The following is a 17,966-nucleotide window of genomic DNA, read 5'->3' on the forward strand; positions in this document are numbered from 1 at the left end:
GGCCGCCGGGATCCTGGCGGCGGCGAGCAAAGCGGGACGTATCCGGTTTCGGGGCACGGCAGTTCGGACATCTCGTAGGAGGTGTCAGGGCATCCACGTACGCGGGGGGCGACTGTGGTCCGGTGGTTCGGCAGACGGAGAAGGTCCACGACGCCCGAGGTGCCCGCGGTGGGCCCGTTCGACGACGCCCTGGAGGTCGCCGAACGGCTGCGGCTCGCGTACGGGCAGACCGGGGACGTGACGCTGCTGCGGGGCGCGGTGACGGCCGCCGGACGGGCCAGGGACCGCTACCCGCGGTCCGATCCGCACCACGCGTCCGCCCTGTCCGCGCTGTGCATGCTGCACCGGCTGAGCTGGGAGCGGGAGCACGACCCCGCACAGCTCGACCTGTCACTGGCCTGCGGACGGCAGGCGGTCGACGCCTCCCCGCCGGGCGACCCGGAGGTGGCCCGCCATATGTCCTCGCTGGCCACGTCGTTGCAGGAGGCGTTCGACCACCGCGGCCGGACCGAGGACGTCGACGAGGCGATCGCCCTCTACCGCGGCTGCCTCGACGTCCTCCCGACCGGCCACCCCGAGTACGCCGGCACCGAGTCCAACCTCGCCAACGCCCTGCTGCGCCGCGCCCGCAGGCACCCCGACCCCACCACCCTGGACGAAGCGGTCCGGTACGCCCGCTCGGCCCTCGACCGCACCCCGTTGGACGACCCGATGCACCCGGTGCGCCTGGTCAACCTCGGCGGCGCCCTCGCCGGGCTGGCGCAGAGCGGGCAGGTGCGGCACCTGGCCGAGGCCCAGCGGATGTACGAACAGGCGCTGCGGGAGCTGCCGTCCACCCACCCGGCCCGCGCGGCCGTGGGGAACTCGGTACGGCAGGTCCAGTCGCTGCGCCGACTGCTCGGCCTCTGAGCCGTGCGCGAACTCATCCTCCGCGTACGGGACTTCGACGGGCTCGACCGGTGGCGCTGGGAACTGACCGCACCCGGCGGGCGGGTGCTGGCCCGGCACGAGGTGCGGCTGGACCGGGAGGCACCGCAGTTCGAGGCGCTCCTCGACCTCCCCGGGTACGTACGCCGGAACACCGCGCCCGACCAGCGGGCGGCCCGGGAGCGGGAGATCGTGCGCGAGGCCGGCGACTGGGCCGGGGAGCGCATCCTCGGGCCGGCGGCCGGACCGCTGACGGACGCCGCTCCGGCGGTGCTGCGGGTGGTGGTCCCGGCCGACGTGCCCCGGGCGCGGCGGCTGCTGTACCTGCCGCTGGAGCCGGCCCGGCTGCGCGGACGCCCACTGGCGGACTGGGGTCTGACCCCGGTGACACAGATCGGTGAGCGGCCCGCCGGGCGGGACACGCCCGCGCCCGGTCGGCCGGTGCGGATGCTGGCCCTGTTCAGCCTGCCCGAGGGCAGCGCGGCCCTGAACCTGCGGCGCGAGCGGAGGGCGCTCACCCGGCTGTGCGAGCGGGCCGGGCGTGCGGTGGAGCTGCACACCCTCCAGTACGGCGTGACCCGCGACCGGCTCCGGGCCCTGCTGCGTCGGCCGGGGGGCTGGGACGTCGTCCACGTCTCCGCCCACGGCACACCCGGTGAGCTCCTCCTGGAGACCGACACCGGGCGGGCGGACCGGGTCCGCGCACCCGACCTCGCCCGGCTGCTGGCGGAGGCGCGCGGGGTGCGCCTGGTGACGCTGTCCGCGTGCTGGTCGGGGGCGCTGGCCGCGCGGGAACAGCGGCTGGCGCTCGGCGCGCCCGCCGTCGACGGCGCCCTGGACACGGGTGCCGCGGGGCCGGGGCCGGAGACGGTGGGGGCGCTGGCCGGGGCCCTGGTCGAGCGACTGGACTGCGCGGTGCTCGCCATGCGCCACCCGGTCGCGGACCCCTTCGCGATCGCCCTCGCGGAGTCGCTGTACGGGCTGCTGCTGGGCGGGCGCACGCTCCCCGAGGCCCTGACGGAGGCGGTGACCACCGCCTCGGACACCGCGGGCCCGGCGTACCGGTCCGCCACTCCGGCGCTGTTCGGGGCACGGGCGGCGACGTTGCGGCTGGTCCCCGAAGCCACGGCGGGCACGGACGCGGCGGCGGAGCAGGGGCCGCGCGCGCGTGCGGCCGCCGAGGACCGCCCGCGCGCAGGCGCGCTCGCCGAGGACCGCCCGCAGGAGGGGGCCGCCGTCTGGGGCGGACCGCGCGTGGGGGCCGTTGTGGTCGCCGGGGGCGGGGGCGCGCCCGGTGTCGCCGAGCGGTTCGTCGGGCGGGGCGGGGTCATGACGCGGGCGAGTGCCGCGCTCGCGCCGCGCAGCGGGCTGTGCGGGGTGCTGCTGCTGGGGATGCCGGGGGCCGGGAAGACGGCGTGCGCGCGGGAGCTGGCGGCCACCCAGGCGCACGCCTTCGACGCGGTGGTGTGGTGCAGGGTGCCGGAGGAGGCGGAGCCGGGCTCGGTGCTGGCCGATCTCGCGCTGGCCCTGGACCGGGCGGTGCCCGAGCCGGGCTGTGTGCCGCTGCTCGACGATCCCGCGCGGTTCGGCGAGTTCGTCGCGGCCGTCGCCGGCCGGCTGGACCGGCGGCGCCTGCTGGTCGTCGTGGACCGGGTGGACGGACTGCTCGCCCCGGGCGGCGGCTGGCGGGACGGGCGCTGGGGTCGGCTGCTCGCGGGGCTGACCGCGCGGGCCGGTGCCGGACGGCTGGTGGTCACCGGCCGGGCGCGGCCGCCGGACGCGGGACCGCTGCTGCGCACGGAACCGGTCGACCTGCTCGGCCCGGACGAGGCCGTACTGCTGGCCCGGGAGCTGCCCCGGCTGGCGGCGCTGGCCGACGGGCGGCTGCCGGGCGTACCGGCGAGCACCGGACGGCGGTACGTCACCGCGCTGCTGGACGTGACGCGCGGCCACCCCGAGCTGCTGGAGCTGGCCGACGGGCAGGCCGCCGACCCGGCGCGGCTGACCGCGCTGCTGGGGGCCGCCGGGCCGCCGGAGGGGTTCTTCACCGACGGGCGGCCCGGCGACGGCACGAGCGACGGCGGCACGAACGGCGACGGCACGAACGGCGGCGGCCGGGACCGGCTGCGCGTCCTGCGCGCCTGGACGGACAGCATCGCCGACGGGCTGCCGCCCGCCCACCGCGACCTGTTCCACTTCCTGTGCCGGCTGGAGGAGGACGACCGCACCCGCGCCGTCGTCGACCACACCTGGCCCGAGCTGCGCGCCCGCCTCGGGCACCCCGAGGAGCCGGCCACGGCCGGCACGGCGGCCCTGGCCGCGTGCGGCCTGGTCACGCCGCGGCGCCCGGACACCGGGAGCGCCGCCGAGTCGTACGACATCCAGTCCGCCGTGGCCGCCGAGGGGCGGCGGCGGGCCGGGGAGGAGTTCCGGCGCCAGGTGGACGAGCTGATGGCCGGGTACTGGGTGCGCGTCTTCGGAATGGCCTGGGACCGGGAGGGGACCGCCGCCGAGGGGGCGCGGCTCGCCGGTCCCGTGCTGGCGTGGGCCGGCCTGGCCGCCGCGCCCTATCTGCTGCGCACCCGCCGGTGGGAGGGCGCGGAGACGCTGCTGCACGCCGTGCTGCGCCGGGACAGCACCCGGGCCACGCGCGCCCGGGTGCTGCCCGTGCTGCGCCGGGCCGCCGCCCTCGCCGCCGCCCACGGCGGTGCCCGGCCGTCCTCGGGCGCGCTGGCCGAGGTGCTGTGGGCGACCGATCCGGCGACCGCCGAACGGCAGGCCCGGGCGGAACTGGCCGCCGCCCTCGCGGCCGGTGACCACGCGGCAGCGGCCCAGGCGGCCGGTTCGCTCGCCGGGCTGTGCCTGCGCGCCGGGCGACTGGACGAGGCGCTGGCCCTGGCCACGGCCGAGACCGAGCACGCCCGCAGGTCCCCGCTGGGCCCCTGGACGCGGCTGCTCGGCGAGGTGCACCTGCTGCACGTGCGGGTGGAACGGGCGGAGGCGGAGGCGGTGCTGGCCGAGGCGCCGGGGCTGCGCCGCCGGATGGACGCGCTGCCCCGGGAGCGGCGGGGCCCTGAGGCCGTGCTGTGGTGGGAGGTCTGGGAGGAGTTCTGCGACACCGTGCAGCGGGCGGCGGTCCACGCGGAGCGGTGGGAGACGGCTCTGGAGTACAACGCGTTGCTGTGCGCGTCCAAGACCGGGCGGGGCGCACCCGGCGCCGACCTGGCGCAGGCCCTGCTCCCCTCGTACCTGCCGCTGCTGCGGCTCGGCCGGGCGCGGGAGGCGCTGGAGGCCCTGGAGCGGTGCCGGGAGAGCTTCGAGGCCGCCGACGACCCACTGCACCTGGGCGAGGTCTACGGCGCGCTGGCCACCGTGGAGGACGCGCGCGGGCGCGGTGCGCTCGCCCTCGCCCGCGGCCGTGACTGCCTGCGGTACGCCTACCGCGCCGGTGTCCCGGCGACCGTCGCGGTAGGTCACGCCAATTTCGGCCGTCTCCTGCACCTGTACGCGCGGGACGCGGCGGGCGCGGTCGCCCACCATCTGGCCGGGGCGCTGCTGGGGGTGCTGACCGGGGGCCGGACGGCGGACGCGGTGCGGTCCGTGGCCCACGACCTGCGGGTGTTCGGGCCGGTGGCCGCCGACCCGCCGGACGATCCGGCGGTGCTGTGCGCGCGGGTGGGCGAGGTGCCGGGGGTGGCCCTGGAGGAGTTGCTGTCGCGGGTGGCCGGGGATCCGGGGCGGACCCGGGCGGTGCTGGCCGGGCTGGTGGCGCGGGCCCGGGCCCTGGCGGCGCGGGACGGCGGGGGTGCCGGGGACGGCGGGGGTGCCGGGGACGGCGGGGGTGTCGAGGCCGGGGACGGCGGAGGTGCCGGGAACGGCGGGGGTGCCGGGGACGGCGGAGGTGCCGGGGACGGCGGGGGTGCGGGGCGGGCCCCGGTGTCCGCCGGGGCCGTGGAGGCCGTGTGGGCGCTGGTCTGGGAACCGGTGCTCGCGGGCCTGGTGGCCGCCGGGCGGGGCAACACGGCGGCCCGGGTGAAGGTGCGTCAGCAGCTCGCACGGCACGGCGCGCTGGATCCGCGGTGCGCGCCGCTGGCCGGGGTGCTGGGGCGGATCCTCGACGGGGAGCGGGACGGGCTGGTCGCCGCCGGTCTCGGGCCGCTGGACGCGCCCGTCGCGGCCCGCGCGCTGGCCGCGCTGCGGAGGGAGACGGCGGGCGGGGCGGCAGGTGAGGCGGCGGGCGACGACGAGGTGCCGGTCGCCCTGTGGCCGGCCATGCACCTCGGTCCGGCGCTGGGCGGCCTCGCCGCCGCCGCCACCGGCCACGGCGACCCCGGCGCGGTCGCCCGGGACACCCTGGACGGCTTCCGCGCCGACCCCGCGCTGGCCGAGCTGGCTCCGGTGCTGGCGCGGATCCTGGACGGGGCCCGCGACCCGGCGCTCGCCGAGCGGCTGCGGCAGCCGACCCACCGTGCGGTGGTTTCGGCCGTGCTGCGGTGCGTCAGGAACATGGAACGGGACCGTCGGTGAACGCGGGGGTGAGGACGTATGGCGGAGCCGGAGCAGCCACGGGTCAATGACGTACGGCTCGGCGGGAACGGCGAGCTGGAGTTCTACGACGGCACCGGCTGGGTGCCGTATCCGGACGTGCCCGAGGACGACGGGACGCCGTTCCTGGTGGCCAGGTCGGACCACGATCCGGCCGGGGAACGGTGACCACGCCACCGCCCGCCTCGGGCGCGGTGCCGCTGCCGTTCGACGCGCTGCCCTCCCCCCTGGACGCCGTGCCGGAACTGCGCGCGGCGGCCCGGTGGATGATCGCCGCGTTCGGGATGGTGGGCGCCGCGCTGATCGGCGGCGGGCCGCTGGTCGCCGTGGGCAAGGTGCGCGGGCTCGGGGACGCGGTGCTCGCCGGCGTGGCGCTGCTGGTCGCGCTGGCCGGGGTGAGCCTGGCGGTGTGGCAGGTCAGCCGGGTGCTCATCCCGCCGGTCACCACGACGGCCACCCTGCGCGAACCGGCGCTGCGCGGGCTGCGGGAGCTGATCGACGCCGCTCCCGGCGACTTCTTCGGGACCGCCGCCACGGGGGTGGACGATCTGCTGCGGCACCGGGCCGTCGCCGTGAACGTCCAGCGGGCGCTGGCCGCCGAGACCGACCCGGACCGCCGTCGGCTGCTCGGACGGCATCTGGAGCGCGCCCGCGCGAACGTGGCCCGCACGGACCCCCATGTCCGCTGGCTGCTCGCCATGGCCCACGTCTGGCAGATCCGGGCCGCCCTGCACACCGCCCGCCGCTGGTGCCTGCTGGCGGTGCTGCTGGTGGCGGCGGGAGCGGTGGGCTTCCTGACGGTGACGGGCCGGGCCTAGGGAGTCGTCCGGGACGCCGGGCCGTACGGTGCTCAGGGCGCGCGGACGCCCTCCAGGAACGGCTCGATCGCCGCGCGCCAGGCCTCGGGCTGGTCGTGGTGCACGAGATGGCCGGCGTCGGCGACCTCCGCGTACGCGCCCCGGGGCAGCACCCGGACCATCTCCTGCGCCTCGGCCCGGCCCAGTTCGCCGTCGAGGCCGCGGACCACGAGGGTGGGGCAGCGCACCTGGGCCAGCTCCTCCCAGTGGGCGTCGTGCACCCAGGTCTCGCGGGACCTCAGCATCTGCTCGGGGTCGAAAACGGGCCGCCAGCCGTCCGGGGTCTCGGTCATGACCTCGGCGTAGAACGCGCCGCGGGCCGGATTGGGCCGCTCCACCCACGGGTCGTCCTCGCCGAACCACTTGCGGACGTCGGCGAGGGTGGCGAACGGCAGCGGCCAGGAACGGAACCAGGCGGCCCATTCGCGCTGCGAGGCAGCGCCGAGCGCGGAGGCCCGCATGTCACAGATGATCAGGGCGCGGACCAGGTCGGGACGTCGGGCGGCGAGCTGCCAGGCGGTCAGCGCGCCCATGGCGTGGCCGATCAGGACGGCGGGGGCGAGGCCGAGCTGCTCCAGGGCGGCCTCGGCGTCGTCGACGTAGGCCTCCCGGGTGAGGGCGGCCGGCGGGGGTTTCTCGCTCTGGCCGTGGCCGCGCTGGTCGAGTGCGACGGCGCGGTGACGTCCGGAGAGCCAGCGGGCGGTGGGCGCCCAGTGGGCGGCGCGGCCCATGAGGCCGTGCAGCAGGAGCACCCCGGGTGCGGCGGGGGCCGGGTCGGGACCGGACTTGGGCGGGTCGCCGAACTCCCAGGCCGCGAGCCGTACCCCGCCCGCTCCGGTCACCTCGATGCGCCGCGCCATGATCCCGGCACCCCCCAAGCTCCGCTCGTACGCCTGAGTCCTGCTGGTCGTGCTCTGGTGCTGCTGTCCGCTGCCGTGCGGTGTGCTGTCCGCCCCCGCAGACTATCGAAAGCGCATTCGAAAATGGGGTTCCGGCGGACAACACCCCTCGTTCGAGTGACCCCCCGCCAGGAATGACCGCCGTTCCTGGGGGGAGATCTTCAGCGGGAGGCGGACCGCTCGGGGAAAACGGTCCGAGGGGGACGACCCTGAGAGCTCGGGGCTCCGGGTCGGAACAGGGGAGGTCAGGCCCCGGCGCCGCAAGGCGCCGGGGCCCTCGGAAGAACCGGACGATCCGTCAGCCACACGCCCTCCCCGCACGCTCACCGCCCCACGGCCGACGCCCCACGTCACCGCCTCGGGCCACCCGGCCCAAGTGACCCACGCGACCCACGGGGCCCAGCGCCGGCCTGGCACGCGAAGCGGCCCGGCGCCGCGATCCGGCACAGAAGGTCCGGATTCCGGCGCGATCGACGGGACTACGTCACAACGCCCACTCGGGCCACCCGGCACACCCGCCGCGGCAGCCACGGACCCTCACGCACCCTCGCCCACACCAACGGGCACCGGCCCGGAACACCGGACGGCGATCAGCGCTTGGCCACGAAGACATGCGAGGCGACGTCCGACCGCAGCTCGGCCGCCTCGCCACCGCTGCCCACCAGCACACCGCCGGCCGACTCCGTCACGCTCACCACCGAACCGGGCTGCACCCCCGCCCGCCGCAGGGTGTACATCAGCTGGGCGTCCGTCTGGATCGGCTCCCCGATCCGGCGCACCACCACCGTCTTGCCCTCCAGGCCCGGATCCAGCTCGGCCAGCGAGACCATGCCCTCGTCCAGGAACGGGTCCGCGCCGTCCTTCTCGCCCAGCTCCTCCAGCCCCGGGATCGGATTGCCGTACGGCGACTCGGTCGGGTGGCGCAGCAGCTCCAGGACGCGCCGCTCGACGGCCTCGCTCATCACGTGCTCCCAGCGGCAGGCCTCGGCGTGCACCTGCTCCCACTCCAGGCCGATCACATCGACGAGCAGACACTCGGCCAGACGGTGCTTGCGCATCACACGGGTGGCCAGCCGGCGGCCCTCCTCCGTCAGCTCCAGATGCCGGTCACTGGCCACGGACACCAGGCCGTCACGCTCCATCCGCGCCACCGTCTGGCTGACCGTCGGCCCGCTCTGGTCGAGCCGCTCGGCGATCCGGGCGCGCATGGGGACCACACCTTCCTCCTCCAGCTCGAGGATGGTGCGGAGATACATCTCCGTGGTGTCGATCAGTCCGGACATACGTGCCCCTCGATTAGCTCTGCGATTAGCTCTGCCGAAGGCTCGACGGCGCTCGGCTCCTGCGCTGGCCCTGCCATCAATTCTGCCGGATACCACTGACAACCGTGCCGCGCCGCCGAAACCCGGACGGGCAATGGCCGGAACGGACCCCGTCCCCTCACCCGGCCCCCGCACCACCCCCGCGCCCCGTCCCCCGCCCCGTATTGACAGCACAGTGGTCCAGACCGCACCGTGATCCGCGACACACGCACACCACCCCCGCAACGGCGCGAAGGAGCTCGCATGGGCGACAGCAAGCCGGCCGACCAGTACTTCGACGCCGCCATCGGCCTGCTGCAACGCGTCCGCGACGAGGAAGCCACCGCCATCGAGGCGGCCGGCACCCTGATCGCGGACACCGTCGCCGCCGGCGGCCGGCTGTTCGCCTTCGGCGCCGGCCACTCCTCCCTCGCCGCCCAGGACCTCGTCTACCGCGCCGGCGGCCTCGCCCTCATGAACCTGCTCGCCGTCCCCGGCGTCGTCGGCGTCGACGTCATGCCCGCGACCCTCGGCTCCGCCCTGGAACGCGTCGACGGCCTCGCCGCCGCCGTCCTCGACAGCTCCCCGCTCCGCGCCGGCGACACCCTCGTGATCGTCTCCCTCTCCGGCCGCAACGCCCTCCCCGTCGAGATGGCCGCCACCGCCCGCGCCCTCGGCATCCACGTCATCGGCGTCACCTCCGTCGCCTACGCCACCCGGACCGGCTCACGCCACGCCTCCGGCACCTTCCTCAAGGACCACTGCGACATCGTCCTCGACTCCAAGATCGCCGTCGGCGACGCCGAACTGACCCTCGACGGCGTCCCGGCGCCCTTCGCCCCCGCCTCCACCGTCGTGACCACCGCCCTCCTCCAGGCCACCATGGCCACCGCCGCCGGCGTCCTCGCCGACCGCGGCATCGAACCCCCGCTGCTGCGCTCCGGCAACGTCGACGGCGGCCACGAGTGGAACGGCCGCATCCTCGACGCATACGGGGACCGGATCTTCTACCACCACTGAACGCCCGGAGCCGGCCGCCCGGCCCCTACGCGTCCCGCCCCACCAGCCCCGCCAGGTCCAACGCCCCCGCGATCCGCACGGCGACGTCCTCCGCGTAGGAGGTGTCGGAACGCTCGAACGCACTGCGCCCGCTCCCCCGCAGGAACGTCACCACCCCCAGCGTCCGCCCCCGGCTGCGCAGCACCGCGCACAACGCGTGCACCGCGTCCTCCGGCCACTGCCGGGCCCGCGCCCAGGCCCGCGCCTCGTCCGCCGGCACCGCGCCCACACCGGCCCGCACGGTGCCGGCCCGCGCCACGCACTGCAGCGCCGGATGCCCCTGCGCGTACCGCACCGGCAGACCCGCCCGCCCCGCGGACACCGTCGGACCGGGAGCACCACCCCCGCCCGAAGGCGCCACCGCGACCCGCAGCAGCCGCACCGGACCCGTCTCCTCGCCGTCGGCGAGCCCGCCGCCCGCGACCCGGTCGATCAGCGCGTGATCGGCGAAACCGGCCAGCGCGAAGTCCAGATGGACGACCGCCGCCTCCACCGGGTCCTCGCACTCCGCCGCCGCCCGCGCCGCCCGGTGCAGCTGATTGGCCCGGAACCGCAGCAGAGCCGCCTCCTGCTCCCCCTGCTTGGCCTCGGTGACGTCCTGGAACAGCCAGCCCACACCGAGCGGCACCGGCTCCTCCGCCAGCGGCGACGACAACCGCACGAAACCGCAGCGCCAGCACCGCCGCCGCTCCCCGTCCGCGGTGCGCACCGCCACCCAGATCTCCGCGGGCGCGGGCGGCGCGCCCTCGGCCAGCACATGCGTGAGCACCGCCTCCAGCTCCTCCACGCCCTGCGCGAGCAGATCCCCGAGCGGCCGGCCGAGCACCGCCGTACGCCCGGTGCCCAGCGCGCGGGCCGCGTGCGCGTTGACGACCGCCGGGCGCAGATCGGCGTCGACCAGCACGACCCCCCAGCCCGCGTCCTCGAACAGGGCCTCGCTCAGCGCGATGGACCGCTCCAGGTCGATCTGCGTGTGCACCTCGCTGAACGCGCAGTACACCCCGGCGGGCCTGCCGTCCGGCCCGCGCACGGCCGCCGACTGGATGCGCACCAGCACCCGGCCACCGTCCTTGGTCACCAGGGCGAACTCGTGCACCTGCCGGCCCGGCGCGTGCATCGCCGACAACAGCCGCGCCGCGACCTCCTCGGCGTCCGCGCTGCGCACCGCCCAGCCGGCGAACCCCCGCCGACCCACGGCCTCGGCCGCGGTCCAGCCGAGGATCCGCTCGGCCTCGCGGTTCCAGTGCGTGACGACTCCGTCGGCGTCGAACGCGCACAAGGCGGCGTCCATGCCGTCGAGCAACGCGGCCAGCAGATCCGCACCGTCCCGCTCGGGCTCGTCCGGCCCGAGCTCGTCGGTGGTCCCCCTACGCCGGGAAGCACTCACCTGAACCCCCTGCAGGCTGTGTCCGCACGTACGGCACGTCGATCGTGCTCACAGGCATTCATTCAACTGGAACGTGATGCAGCCCACATATGGTTCCCGCAAGATTGCGAGGAATCAAGCAGTCGCCGCGCCTGCCCCGCAGGGACGCGGACGCGCACTCCCCTGCCGGCACAGCCTGGTCACGCCGGCAGGGCGGATCAACGTCTCGCACCGCAATCTCCGGCTGCGGCAGCGCGGCGACGGCTACGCCTACACCACGCGTCCAGAGCCGTCGCCATAAGTCGCTCGGAAAATCGCTTGAGCGATGGCCCGTGCGTTCATAAGGTGGCGTACACACCGAAAGGAGGTGATCCGGCGAATGTATGGAAACCGGACGCGTGAGGTGGCTGCGGGCTAGCGCCCGTCACCCACTCTGTGCGGTGCCGGATCAGCACGCGGACGTAGCGTGCAGCCGGCCCAATCCCAAGCAGTCACCCGACCCGCGAGTCGCCGGTACGTCCGGCCGGCTCCTCCCCGGAGGAACCAGACTCGCGGGTCGTCTGCGTTCCCGGGGCAGTACCCTGGGCGCATGCTTCCGCTCGTTCGACGCCGCCATGTGGACTTCGTCCGCGTCACGAGCATGGGCTGTCGACGCTCCACCGTCTGAGCGCTTCGGCCCCGTTCCTCCGGCTGACCGCCGCTCTTCCCCATCCCCGTCCTCCGGTGCGCCGTGTCCCGCCCCACCCCGGCGGCGGCGCGGGCCCCCGTGTACCCCTGCGGATGTCTCCATGAACTCTCACGCGTCGTACCAGCAGCTTCCCGTCATCGATCTCTCCGCCGCCGACGCCGGGCCCGGGGCCCGGGCGGCCCTGCACGCCGGGCTGCACGCCGCCGCCCGCGATGTGGGCTTCTTCCAGCTCGTCGGGCACGGGGTCCCGGACGGCGAGACCCGGGCGCTGCTTACCGCCATGCGGCGGTTCTTCGCCCTGCCCGAGGCGGACCGGACAGCGCTGGACAACGTCAACTCCCCGCATTTCCGCGGCTACACGCGGATCGGCGACGAGCGCACCGGTGGTGCCCGGGACTGGCGGGACCAGCTCGACATCGGCGCGGAGCGGCCGGTCCGGGTCCCGGGGCCGGGCGAGCCGGCGTACTGGTGGCTGCAGGGGCCGAACCAGTGGCCGGCCGCGCTGCCCGAGCTGCGGACCGCCGCGCTGGCGTGGATCGACCGGCTCAGCGGGGTCGCGGAGCGGCTGCTGCACGAGCTGCTGACGGCGATCGGCGCTCCGGCGGACTTCTACGACCCGATCTTCGGGGAGCACGCGCACCCGCATCTGAAGCTGGTGCGGTATCCGGGGAGCGCGGTGGACGGCGCGGACCAAGGGGTGGGCGCCCACAAGGACTACGGGTTCCTGACGCTGCTGCTGCAGGACGAGGTGGGCGGGCTCCAGGTGCAGCGGGAGGACGGGCTCTTCCACGATGTGCCGCCGATCGAGGGGGCGTTCGTGGTGAACCTCGGGGAGTTGCTGGAGGTGGCCACGAACGGCTACCTGGTGGCCACGAACCACCGGGTGGTCTCGCCGCCCGGTGCCACCGAGCGGTTCTCGGTGCCCTTCTTCTACAACCCGCGGCTGGACGCCCGGATCGAGCCGCTGCCCTTCCCGCACGCCTCCGCCGCTCCCGGGGTGACCGACGATCCGGCGAACCCGCTGTTCGCGGAGTACGGCTTCAACGAGCTGAAGGGGAAGCTGCGGGCGCATCCGCTGGTGGCGGAACGCCATCACGCGGGGCTGCTGAGCCCCGCGTGAGTGTCCGCGTGTCCCGCGTGACCGCGGGCGTGGTGCCGTGCCCGGGTCAGTGGGCGATGTCCGCGTAGCCCTCGATCTCGCGGGGGTCGCGCGGGCCGGGGCCGATGTAGCGGGCGGAGGGGCGGACGAGGCGGCCGGTGCGCTTCTGTTCCAGGATGTGCGCCGACCAGCCGGCGGTGCGGGCGCAGGTGAACATCGAGGTGAACATGTGCGCCGGGACCTCGGCGAAGTCCAGGACGATGGCCGCCCAGAACTCGACGTTGGTGGCGAGGACGCGGTCGGGGCGGCGGGCGTGGAGTTCGGCGAGGGCGGCCTTCTCCAGGGCCTCGGCGACCTCGAAGCGGGGGGCGCCGAGTTCGCGGGCGGTGCGGCGCAGGACGCGGGCGCGGGGGTCCTCCGCGCGGTAGACGCGGTGGCCGAAGCCCATGAGGCGTTCGCCCTTGTCGAGGGTCCGCTTGACATAGGCCTCGGCGTCGCCGGTCCGCTCGATCTCCTCGATCATGTGCAGGACGCGGGAGGGGGCGCCGCCGTGGAGGGGGCCGGACATGGCGCCGACGGCGCCGGAGAGGGCCGCGGCCACGTCGGCGCCGGTGGAGGCGATGACGCGGGCGGTGAAGGTGGAGGCGTTCATGCCGTGCTCGGCGGCGGAGGTCCAGTAGGCGTCGACGGCGGCGACGTGCTTGGGGTCGGGTTCGCCGCGCCAGCGGATCATGAAGCGTTCGACGACGGACCGGGCCTTGTCGATCTCGCGCTGCGGCACCATGGGCAGGCCCTGGCCGCGGGCGGACTGGGCGACGTAGGAGAGGGCCATGACGGCGGCGCGGGCGAGGTCGTCGCGGGCCTGTTCGGCGTCGATGTCGAGGAGCGGTTTCAGGCCCCAGACGGGCGCGAGCATGGCGAGCGCGGACTGGACGTCGACGCGGATGTCGCCGGAGTGCACGGGGATGGGGAACGGCTCGGCGGGCGGCAGGCCGGGGTTGAAGGCGCCGTCGACGAGCAGGCCCCAGACGTTGCCGAAGGAGACGTGGCCGACCAGATCCTCGATGTCGACGCCCCGGTACCTGAGGGCGCCGCCCTCCTTGTCCGGTTCGGCGATCTCCGTCTCGAACGCGACGACTCCTTCGAGTCCGGGTACGAAGTCGGACATCAGGCGGCTCCTCGTGATGTGTGCGACGGGTGGTGGGCGGGCCCGGCGTCGGCTGTGGACATGAGCGATCGCCCTGGGATCCACGGCCTGGGACGGGCTCGCGGTCTCGAACGGTCACTCGACTGATGCCCCGTGCGGAGGGCGGTCACCCCACCGGGGCGGTCCCAGCACGATATCCCTGAGTGCCAGCCTTGGGGAGGTTTCGCGGCACTCAGTGCCATGGCGTGATGAAGGACACCGTGGCCCGGCGCCGGGGGTGGCCGCCGTGGCCGATGCGGCAGGATGACGGCGTGACCGAGCATGACGCCGTCTTCACCGCCCACCCCGATCCCGTTCCCGATCCCTCGGTGATGCGCGAGCACTACCGGGAGGAGGGGCTCGCCGAGGCCGATCTCGCCGCGACGCCGGTGCAGCAGTTCGCCCGCTGGTTCCGGCAGGCCGCGACGGAGGGCCGGCTGTACGAGCCGAACGCGATGGTCGTCTCCACGGCGGACGCCGAGGGGCGGCCCAGTTCGCGGACGGTGCTGCTGAAGCAGTTCGACGAGCGGGGCTTCGTCTTCTACACCAACTACGGCTCCCGCAAGGCGCGGGATCTCGCGCAGAACCCGTACGTCTCGCTGCTGTTCCCCTGGTATCCGATGGCCCGGCAGGTCATCGTCTCGGGTGTGGCCCGGCGCACCGGGCGGGAGGAGACCGCCGCCTACTTCCGTTCCCGGCCGCACGGCTCCCAGCTCGGTGCGTGGGCGAGCACGCAGTCGTCGGTGATCGCCGCCCGGTCGGAGCTCGACGCCGCCTACGCCGAACTGGAGGCGCGCTATCCGGAGGGGGAGCAGGTGCCGGTGCCGCCGCACTGGGGCGGGTTCCGGGTGGCGCCGCAGTCGGTGGAGTTTTGGCAGGGCCGGGACAACCGGCTGCACGACCGGCTGCGGTACGTGGCGCGGCCGGACGGGAGCTGGCGCGTGGAGCGGCTGAGCCCCTGAGGCGGGGCCACGTGGGCGGCGGTCGCGGCAGGTGCGGCGACCACCCGGAACCGGGCGCCGGGCCGGAGGCCGGTCTCCGGGCGCCGGACGCCGGGTCGGCCGCCGGGCGTCGGACGCCGGCCGGCGGGGTGCCCGTGGTCAGTCCAGCGCCCCGTCGAGGAGTGCCGCCCACTGGGCCACCACGCGGTCGCGGCGCGGTGCGTCGTCGGTGAGGAGGTTGGCGAGGCCGAGGCCCCGGGCCATGTCGAGCAGGCCCTGCACGGTCTCGCGGACGCCGGGGCGGGTCTCGTCGGCGCCGAGGAGTTCCACGGCGATGCGGTGGGTCTCGCGGCCGACCCGGGCCTCCAGTTCGGTGACCCGGGGGCGGAGCTGTTCCTCGTCGGACGCGGCGACCCACAGGTGCAGGGCGGCGCGGAAGAGGGGTCCGGTGTAGAGGTCGACGAGGGCGGTGACGACGGCCCGGCGGTCGCCTGCCGCGCCCTCGGGGAAGAGGGCGCGCAGGGCGCCGGAGCGTTCCTCGGCGACGTATTCGACGGCGGCGGTGAACAGGTCCTCGCGGGTGGGGAAGTGGTGCTGGGCGGCGCCGCGGGAGACGCCGGCGCGTTCGGCGACGACGGAGACGGTGGAGCCGGCCCAGCCGCGTTCGGCGAGGCAGGCCACGGCGGCGGCCAGCAGCCGCTGCCGGGTGGCCCTGCTGCGGTCCTGCTTGGGGACGCGGTCCGCGCGGTCGGCACGGTCCACGGGGTCGTCTGTCGTCACAGCGCTCATTCGGTCACAGCACCCATTCGGGATCCCGTCGTTCCAGGAAGGCCGTCATCCCCTCGCGGGCCCGCGGGGAGGAGAACAGCCGGGCCGAGAGCGCGGTCAGCGGGGCCGCGTCCCGGTCGAAAGTCTCCAGCACCCTAGCCGTGAGCAGCCGTTTCGTCTCGGTCAGGGCTTCGGGTGCGGACCGCCGCAGCCCGTCGAGGACGGGTTCCAGCAGGGCGTCGACGTCGTCGCCGGCCGCGGTGAGCAGGCCGATGCGGGCCGCCTCGGCGGCGTCGAAGCGTTCTCCGGTGAGGCAGTAGCGGGCGAGGGCGCGCGGGTCGGTGCGGGGCAGCAGCGGCAGGGAGATGACGGCGGGGGCGACGCCGATGCGCACCTCGGTGAAGGCGAAGGTGGCCGTGTGGGAGGCGGCGGCGATGTCGCAGGCGGCGAGCAGGCCGAGGCCGCCCGCGCGGACGTGTCCGGTGACCCGCGCGACGACCGGTCTGGGCAGTTCGACGAGCAGCCGCAGCAGGGCGACGAGCGCGTCGGGGTGGGGCGGGTCGCGCAGGTCGGCGCCCGCGCTGAAGGTGGTGCCGGTGTGGGTGAGGACGACCGCGCGGACGGCGTCGTCCGTGCCGCAGTCGGTGAGGGCGCCGGTCAGTTCGCCGACGAGGGCCGCCGACAGGGCGTTGCGGTGCTGCGGGGAGTCGAGGGTCAGGGTCTCGATCCCCCGCGCGCGCGTGCGCCGGACCGCGGTCATGCCCGCTCCCTCAGTTCCCGGCGCAGGATCTTGCCGGAGGCGGCGCGGGGCACGGTGGCGGTGAAGACGACCTGGCGGACGCGTTTGTAGGGGGCGACGCGTTCGGCGACGTGCATCATGACCTCCGCTTCGGTGAGGTCCGGCGCGGTGGGCTGGCGCACGACGTACGCGCGCGGGATCTCGTTGCCGTTGTCGTCGTGGACGCCGATGACGGCGGCGTCGGCGATGCCGGGGTGGGTGAGGAGCAGCGCCTCCAGTTCCGCGGGGGCGACCTGGAAGCCCTTGTACTTGATCAGTTCCTTGACGCGGTCGACGACGAACAGCCAGCCGTCCTCGTCGACGTGCCCCACGTCGCCGGTGTGCAGCCAGCCGTCGGGGTCGATCAGCGCGGCGGTGGCGTCGGGGCGGCCCAGGTAGCCCTTCATGACCTGGGGGCCGCGGATGAGGATCTCGCCGTTCTCCCCGGGCCCGAGGTCCTTGCCGGGGTCGTCGAGCGCCACGATCCGCATCTCGGTCCCGGCGATGAGCTTGCCGACGGTTCCGGCGGGCGCGTCCCGCATGGCGCCCAGGGGGACGACGTGGCTGCCCGGGGAGAGTTCCGTCATGCCGTACGCCTGGCCGACCGGCGGCAGGCCGAGGCGCCGGGAGCAGGCCGCGGCGAGCCCGGCGTCCAGGGGTGCGGCGGCGCTGATGACGTACTTCAGGGACGACAGGTCGTACTGGGCGACCAGCGGGTGCTTGGCGAGGGCGAGGACGATCGGCGGGGCGACGTAGAGGGCGGTGATGCGGTGGTTCTGGATGGTCGCGAGGAAGGTCTCCAGGTCGAACCGGGGCAGGACGACGACGGTGGCGCCCTGCCGCAGCGGGGCGTTCATCAGGGCGGTGAGCCCGTAGATGTGGAAGAAGGGCAGGACCGCCAGGACGCGTTCGCCGGGTCCGGCGTCGATGGCGGGTTCCATCTGGGCGAGGTTGGTGGCGATCTGCCGGTGGGTGAGCATGACGCCCTTGGGGGTGCCGGTGGTGCCGGAGGAGTACGGCAGGGCGGCCAGGTCCTCGGCGGGGTCGAGGGCGGGCTCCGGCTCGGGGGCCGTGGACCCCAGCATGTCGATCAGGGAGCGGTGGCCGGGCGCGCTGTCGCAGACGAGGATCTCCCGGACGCCGCCCGCGAGTTCGGCGGCCCGGCGGGCGGTGTCGAGCAGCGGTGAGACGGTGACGATCCAGCGGGCCGCCGAGTCGCCGAGCTGCTTGGCGAACTCCTCGGCGGTGGCGAGCGGGTGCACCGTGGTGACGGCGGCGCCCGCGCGGGTGGCGGCGTAGAAGGCGGTGGGGAAGGCGATGGTGTTGGGGCTGTGCAGGGCGAGGACGTCGCCCTTGCGCACGCCGGTCTCGGCGAGCCCGGCGGCGACGCGCCGGTGGAACCGGTCCAGTTGCTCGTAGGAGAGGGTGGTGCCGTCGGTGCCGTCGATGAGCGCGGGCGCGTCGCCGAACTCGGCCGCGCGGCCCAGGACCGCCTCGTGGATGGGCAGGTTCACGGGCGGGACGTCTGCGTACTCGCTGCGGAACATCGGTT

At 75.4% G+C, this 17,966-nt stretch carries 14 protein-coding genes; 7 read left to right on the forward strand and 7 right to left on the reverse strand.

All coding sequences use genetic code 11. From position 1 onward, the window contains the following. Nucleotides 1–168 precede the first annotated feature (168 nt). From SGLAU_RS14860 to SGLAU_RS14870, 4 genes are read left to right on the forward strand one after another with little or no spacing between them, the layout of a single operon-like run. Nucleotides 169–909: a hypothetical protein gene (locus SGLAU_RS14860; protein WP_159072780.1), complete on the forward strand. Its 741-nt coding sequence runs from the start codon at nt 169–171 to the stop codon at nt 907–909. A 3-nt stretch (nt 910–912) separates the two neighbouring features. Further along, nucleotides 913–5,454, forward strand: coding sequence for a CHAT domain-containing protein (locus SGLAU_RS36695; RefSeq protein WP_052413763.1), 4,542 nt, complete (start codon nt 913–915; stop codon nt 5,452–5,454). Between the two features lie 18 nt (nt 5,455–5,472). Further along, nucleotides 5,473–5,640: a hypothetical protein gene (locus SGLAU_RS35240; protein ID WP_159072781.1), complete on the forward strand. Its 168-nt coding sequence runs from the start codon at nt 5,473–5,475 to the stop codon at nt 5,638–5,640. Then, entirely contained in the window at nt 5,637–6,290 is a 654-nt protein-coding gene (locus SGLAU_RS14870; protein ID WP_078957725.1) for a hypothetical protein, read from the forward strand. The genes SGLAU_RS35240 and SGLAU_RS14870 overlap by 4 nt, the downstream gene beginning before the upstream one ends. A 32-nt stretch (nt 6,291–6,322) precedes the next feature. Here SGLAU_RS14870 and SGLAU_RS14875 read toward each other — a convergent pair whose 3' ends face one another. Together SGLAU_RS14875 and SGLAU_RS14880 are read right to left on the reverse strand one after the other, a co-directional pair. Continuing rightward, nucleotides 6,323–7,189, reverse strand: coding sequence for an alpha/beta fold hydrolase (locus SGLAU_RS14875; protein ID WP_043501829.1), 867 nt, complete (start codon nt 7,187–7,189; stop codon nt 6,323–6,325). 629 nt (nt 7,190–7,818) lie between these two features. After that, entirely contained in the window at nt 7,819–8,511 is a 693-nt protein-coding gene (locus tag SGLAU_RS14880; RefSeq protein ID WP_043501831.1) for a metal-dependent transcriptional regulator, read from the reverse strand. Between the two features lie 282 nt (nt 8,512–8,793). On the opposite strand from SGLAU_RS14880, the gene SGLAU_RS14885 reads away from it, so the two are divergent. Continuing rightward, complete coding sequence (locus SGLAU_RS14885; RefSeq protein ID WP_043501834.1) at nt 8,794–9,549, forward strand: SIS domain-containing protein; 756 nt, start codon at nt 8,794–8,796, stop codon at nt 9,547–9,549. Between the two features lie 25 nt (nt 9,550–9,574). On the opposite strand, the gene SGLAU_RS14890 is transcribed toward SGLAU_RS14885, so the two are convergent. Further along, a complete protein-coding gene (locus tag SGLAU_RS14890) occupies nt 9,575–10,975 on the reverse strand; it encodes a PAS domain-containing protein (protein ID WP_043501836.1) in 1,401 nt (466 codons plus the stop codon). Nucleotides 10,976–11,742: 767 nt separating this feature from the next. Between SGLAU_RS14890 and SGLAU_RS14895 the strand changes: the two genes are divergently transcribed. After that, the gene (locus SGLAU_RS14895) at nt 11,743–12,762 is read left to right on the forward strand and encodes an isopenicillin N synthase family dioxygenase (RefSeq protein ID WP_043501837.1); all 1,020 of its coding nucleotides are present in this window, start codon (nt 11,743–11,745) and stop codon (nt 12,760–12,762) included. A gap of 46 nt (nt 12,763–12,808) precedes the next feature. Here SGLAU_RS14895 and SGLAU_RS14900 read toward each other — a convergent pair whose 3' ends face one another. Then, the gene (locus SGLAU_RS14900; RefSeq protein WP_043501839.1) at nt 12,809–13,909 is read right to left on the reverse strand and encodes a citrate synthase 2; all 1,101 of its coding nucleotides are present in this window, start codon (nt 13,907–13,909) and stop codon (nt 12,809–12,811) included. 272 nt (nt 13,910–14,181) lie between these two features. Here SGLAU_RS14900 and pdxH point away from each other — a divergent pair, with 272 nt between their 5' ends. Next, on the forward strand, nt 14,182–14,889 hold the full coding sequence (gene pdxH, locus SGLAU_RS14905; RefSeq protein ID WP_078958050.1) for a pyridoxamine 5'-phosphate oxidase: 708 nt from the start codon (nt 14,182–14,184) through the stop codon (nt 14,887–14,889). A 138-nt stretch (nt 14,890–15,027) separates the two neighbouring features. Here pdxH and SGLAU_RS14910 read toward each other — a convergent pair whose 3' ends face one another. Genes SGLAU_RS14910 through SGLAU_RS14920 form a run of 3 tightly spaced genes read right to left on the reverse strand, consistent with a single transcriptional unit; the run spans nt 15,028 to nt 17,961 of the window. Then, on the reverse strand, nt 15,028–15,657 hold the full coding sequence (locus SGLAU_RS14910; protein WP_052413764.1) for a TetR/AcrR family transcriptional regulator: 630 nt from the start codon (nt 15,655–15,657) through the stop codon (nt 15,028–15,030). A gap of 4 nt (nt 15,658–15,661) precedes the next feature. Continuing rightward, nucleotides 15,662–16,396 carry an enoyl-CoA hydratase family protein gene (locus SGLAU_RS14915; protein ID WP_043501842.1) on the reverse strand — a complete coding sequence of 245 codons (735 nt, stop codon included), beginning with the start codon at nt 16,394–16,396 and terminating at the stop codon, nt 15,662–15,664. After that, the gene (locus tag SGLAU_RS14920; protein ID WP_043501843.1) at nt 16,393–17,961 is read right to left on the reverse strand and encodes a 4-coumarate--CoA ligase family protein; all 1,569 of its coding nucleotides are present in this window, start codon (nt 17,959–17,961) and stop codon (nt 16,393–16,395) included. The genes SGLAU_RS14915 and SGLAU_RS14920 overlap by 4 nt, the downstream gene beginning before the upstream one ends. Nucleotides 17,962–17,966: the final 5 nt, after the last annotated feature.

It is taken from the genome of Streptomyces glaucescens (genome assembly GCF_000761215.1).
Lineage (GTDB): Bacteria > Actinomycetota > Actinomycetes > Streptomycetales > Streptomycetaceae > Streptomyces > Streptomyces glaucescens_B.

What these genes read in the sequence shown, in the direction of transcription:
- SGLAU_RS14895 (WP_043501837.1), top strand. Translation starts at nt 11,743, where the DNA reads ATGAACTCTCACGCGTCGTACCAGCAGCTTCCCGTCATCGATCTCTCC.
- SGLAU_RS14880 (WP_043501831.1), bottom strand. Translation starts at nt 8,511, where the DNA reads ATGTCCGGACTGATCGACACCACGGAGATGTATCTCCGCACCATCCTC.
- SGLAU_RS35240 (WP_159072781.1), top strand. Translation starts at nt 5,473, where the DNA reads ATGGCGGAGCCGGAGCAGCCACGGGTCAATGACGTACGGCTCGGCGGG.
- SGLAU_RS14915 (WP_043501842.1), bottom strand. Translation starts at nt 16,396, where the DNA reads ATGACCGCGGTCCGGCGCACGCGCGCGCGGGGGATCGAGACCCTGACC.
- pdxH (WP_078958050.1), top strand. Translation starts at nt 14,182, where the DNA reads ATGCGGCAGGATGACGGCGTGACCGAGCATGACGCCGTCTTCACCGCC.
- SGLAU_RS14875 (WP_043501829.1), bottom strand. Translation starts at nt 7,189, where the DNA reads ATGGCGCGGCGCATCGAGGTGACCGGAGCGGGCGGGGTACGGCTCGCG.
- SGLAU_RS14920 (WP_043501843.1), bottom strand. Translation starts at nt 17,961, where the DNA reads ATGTTCCGCAGCGAGTACGCAGACGTCCCGCCCGTGAACCTGCCCATC.
- SGLAU_RS14900 (WP_043501839.1), bottom strand. Translation starts at nt 13,909, where the DNA reads ATGTCCGACTTCGTACCCGGACTCGAAGGAGTCGTCGCGTTCGAGACG.
- SGLAU_RS14910 (WP_052413764.1), bottom strand. Translation starts at nt 15,657, where the DNA reads ATGAGCGCTGTGACGACAGACGACCCCGTGGACCGTGCCGACCGCGCG.
- SGLAU_RS14885 (WP_043501834.1), top strand. Translation starts at nt 8,794, where the DNA reads ATGGGCGACAGCAAGCCGGCCGACCAGTACTTCGACGCCGCCATCGGC.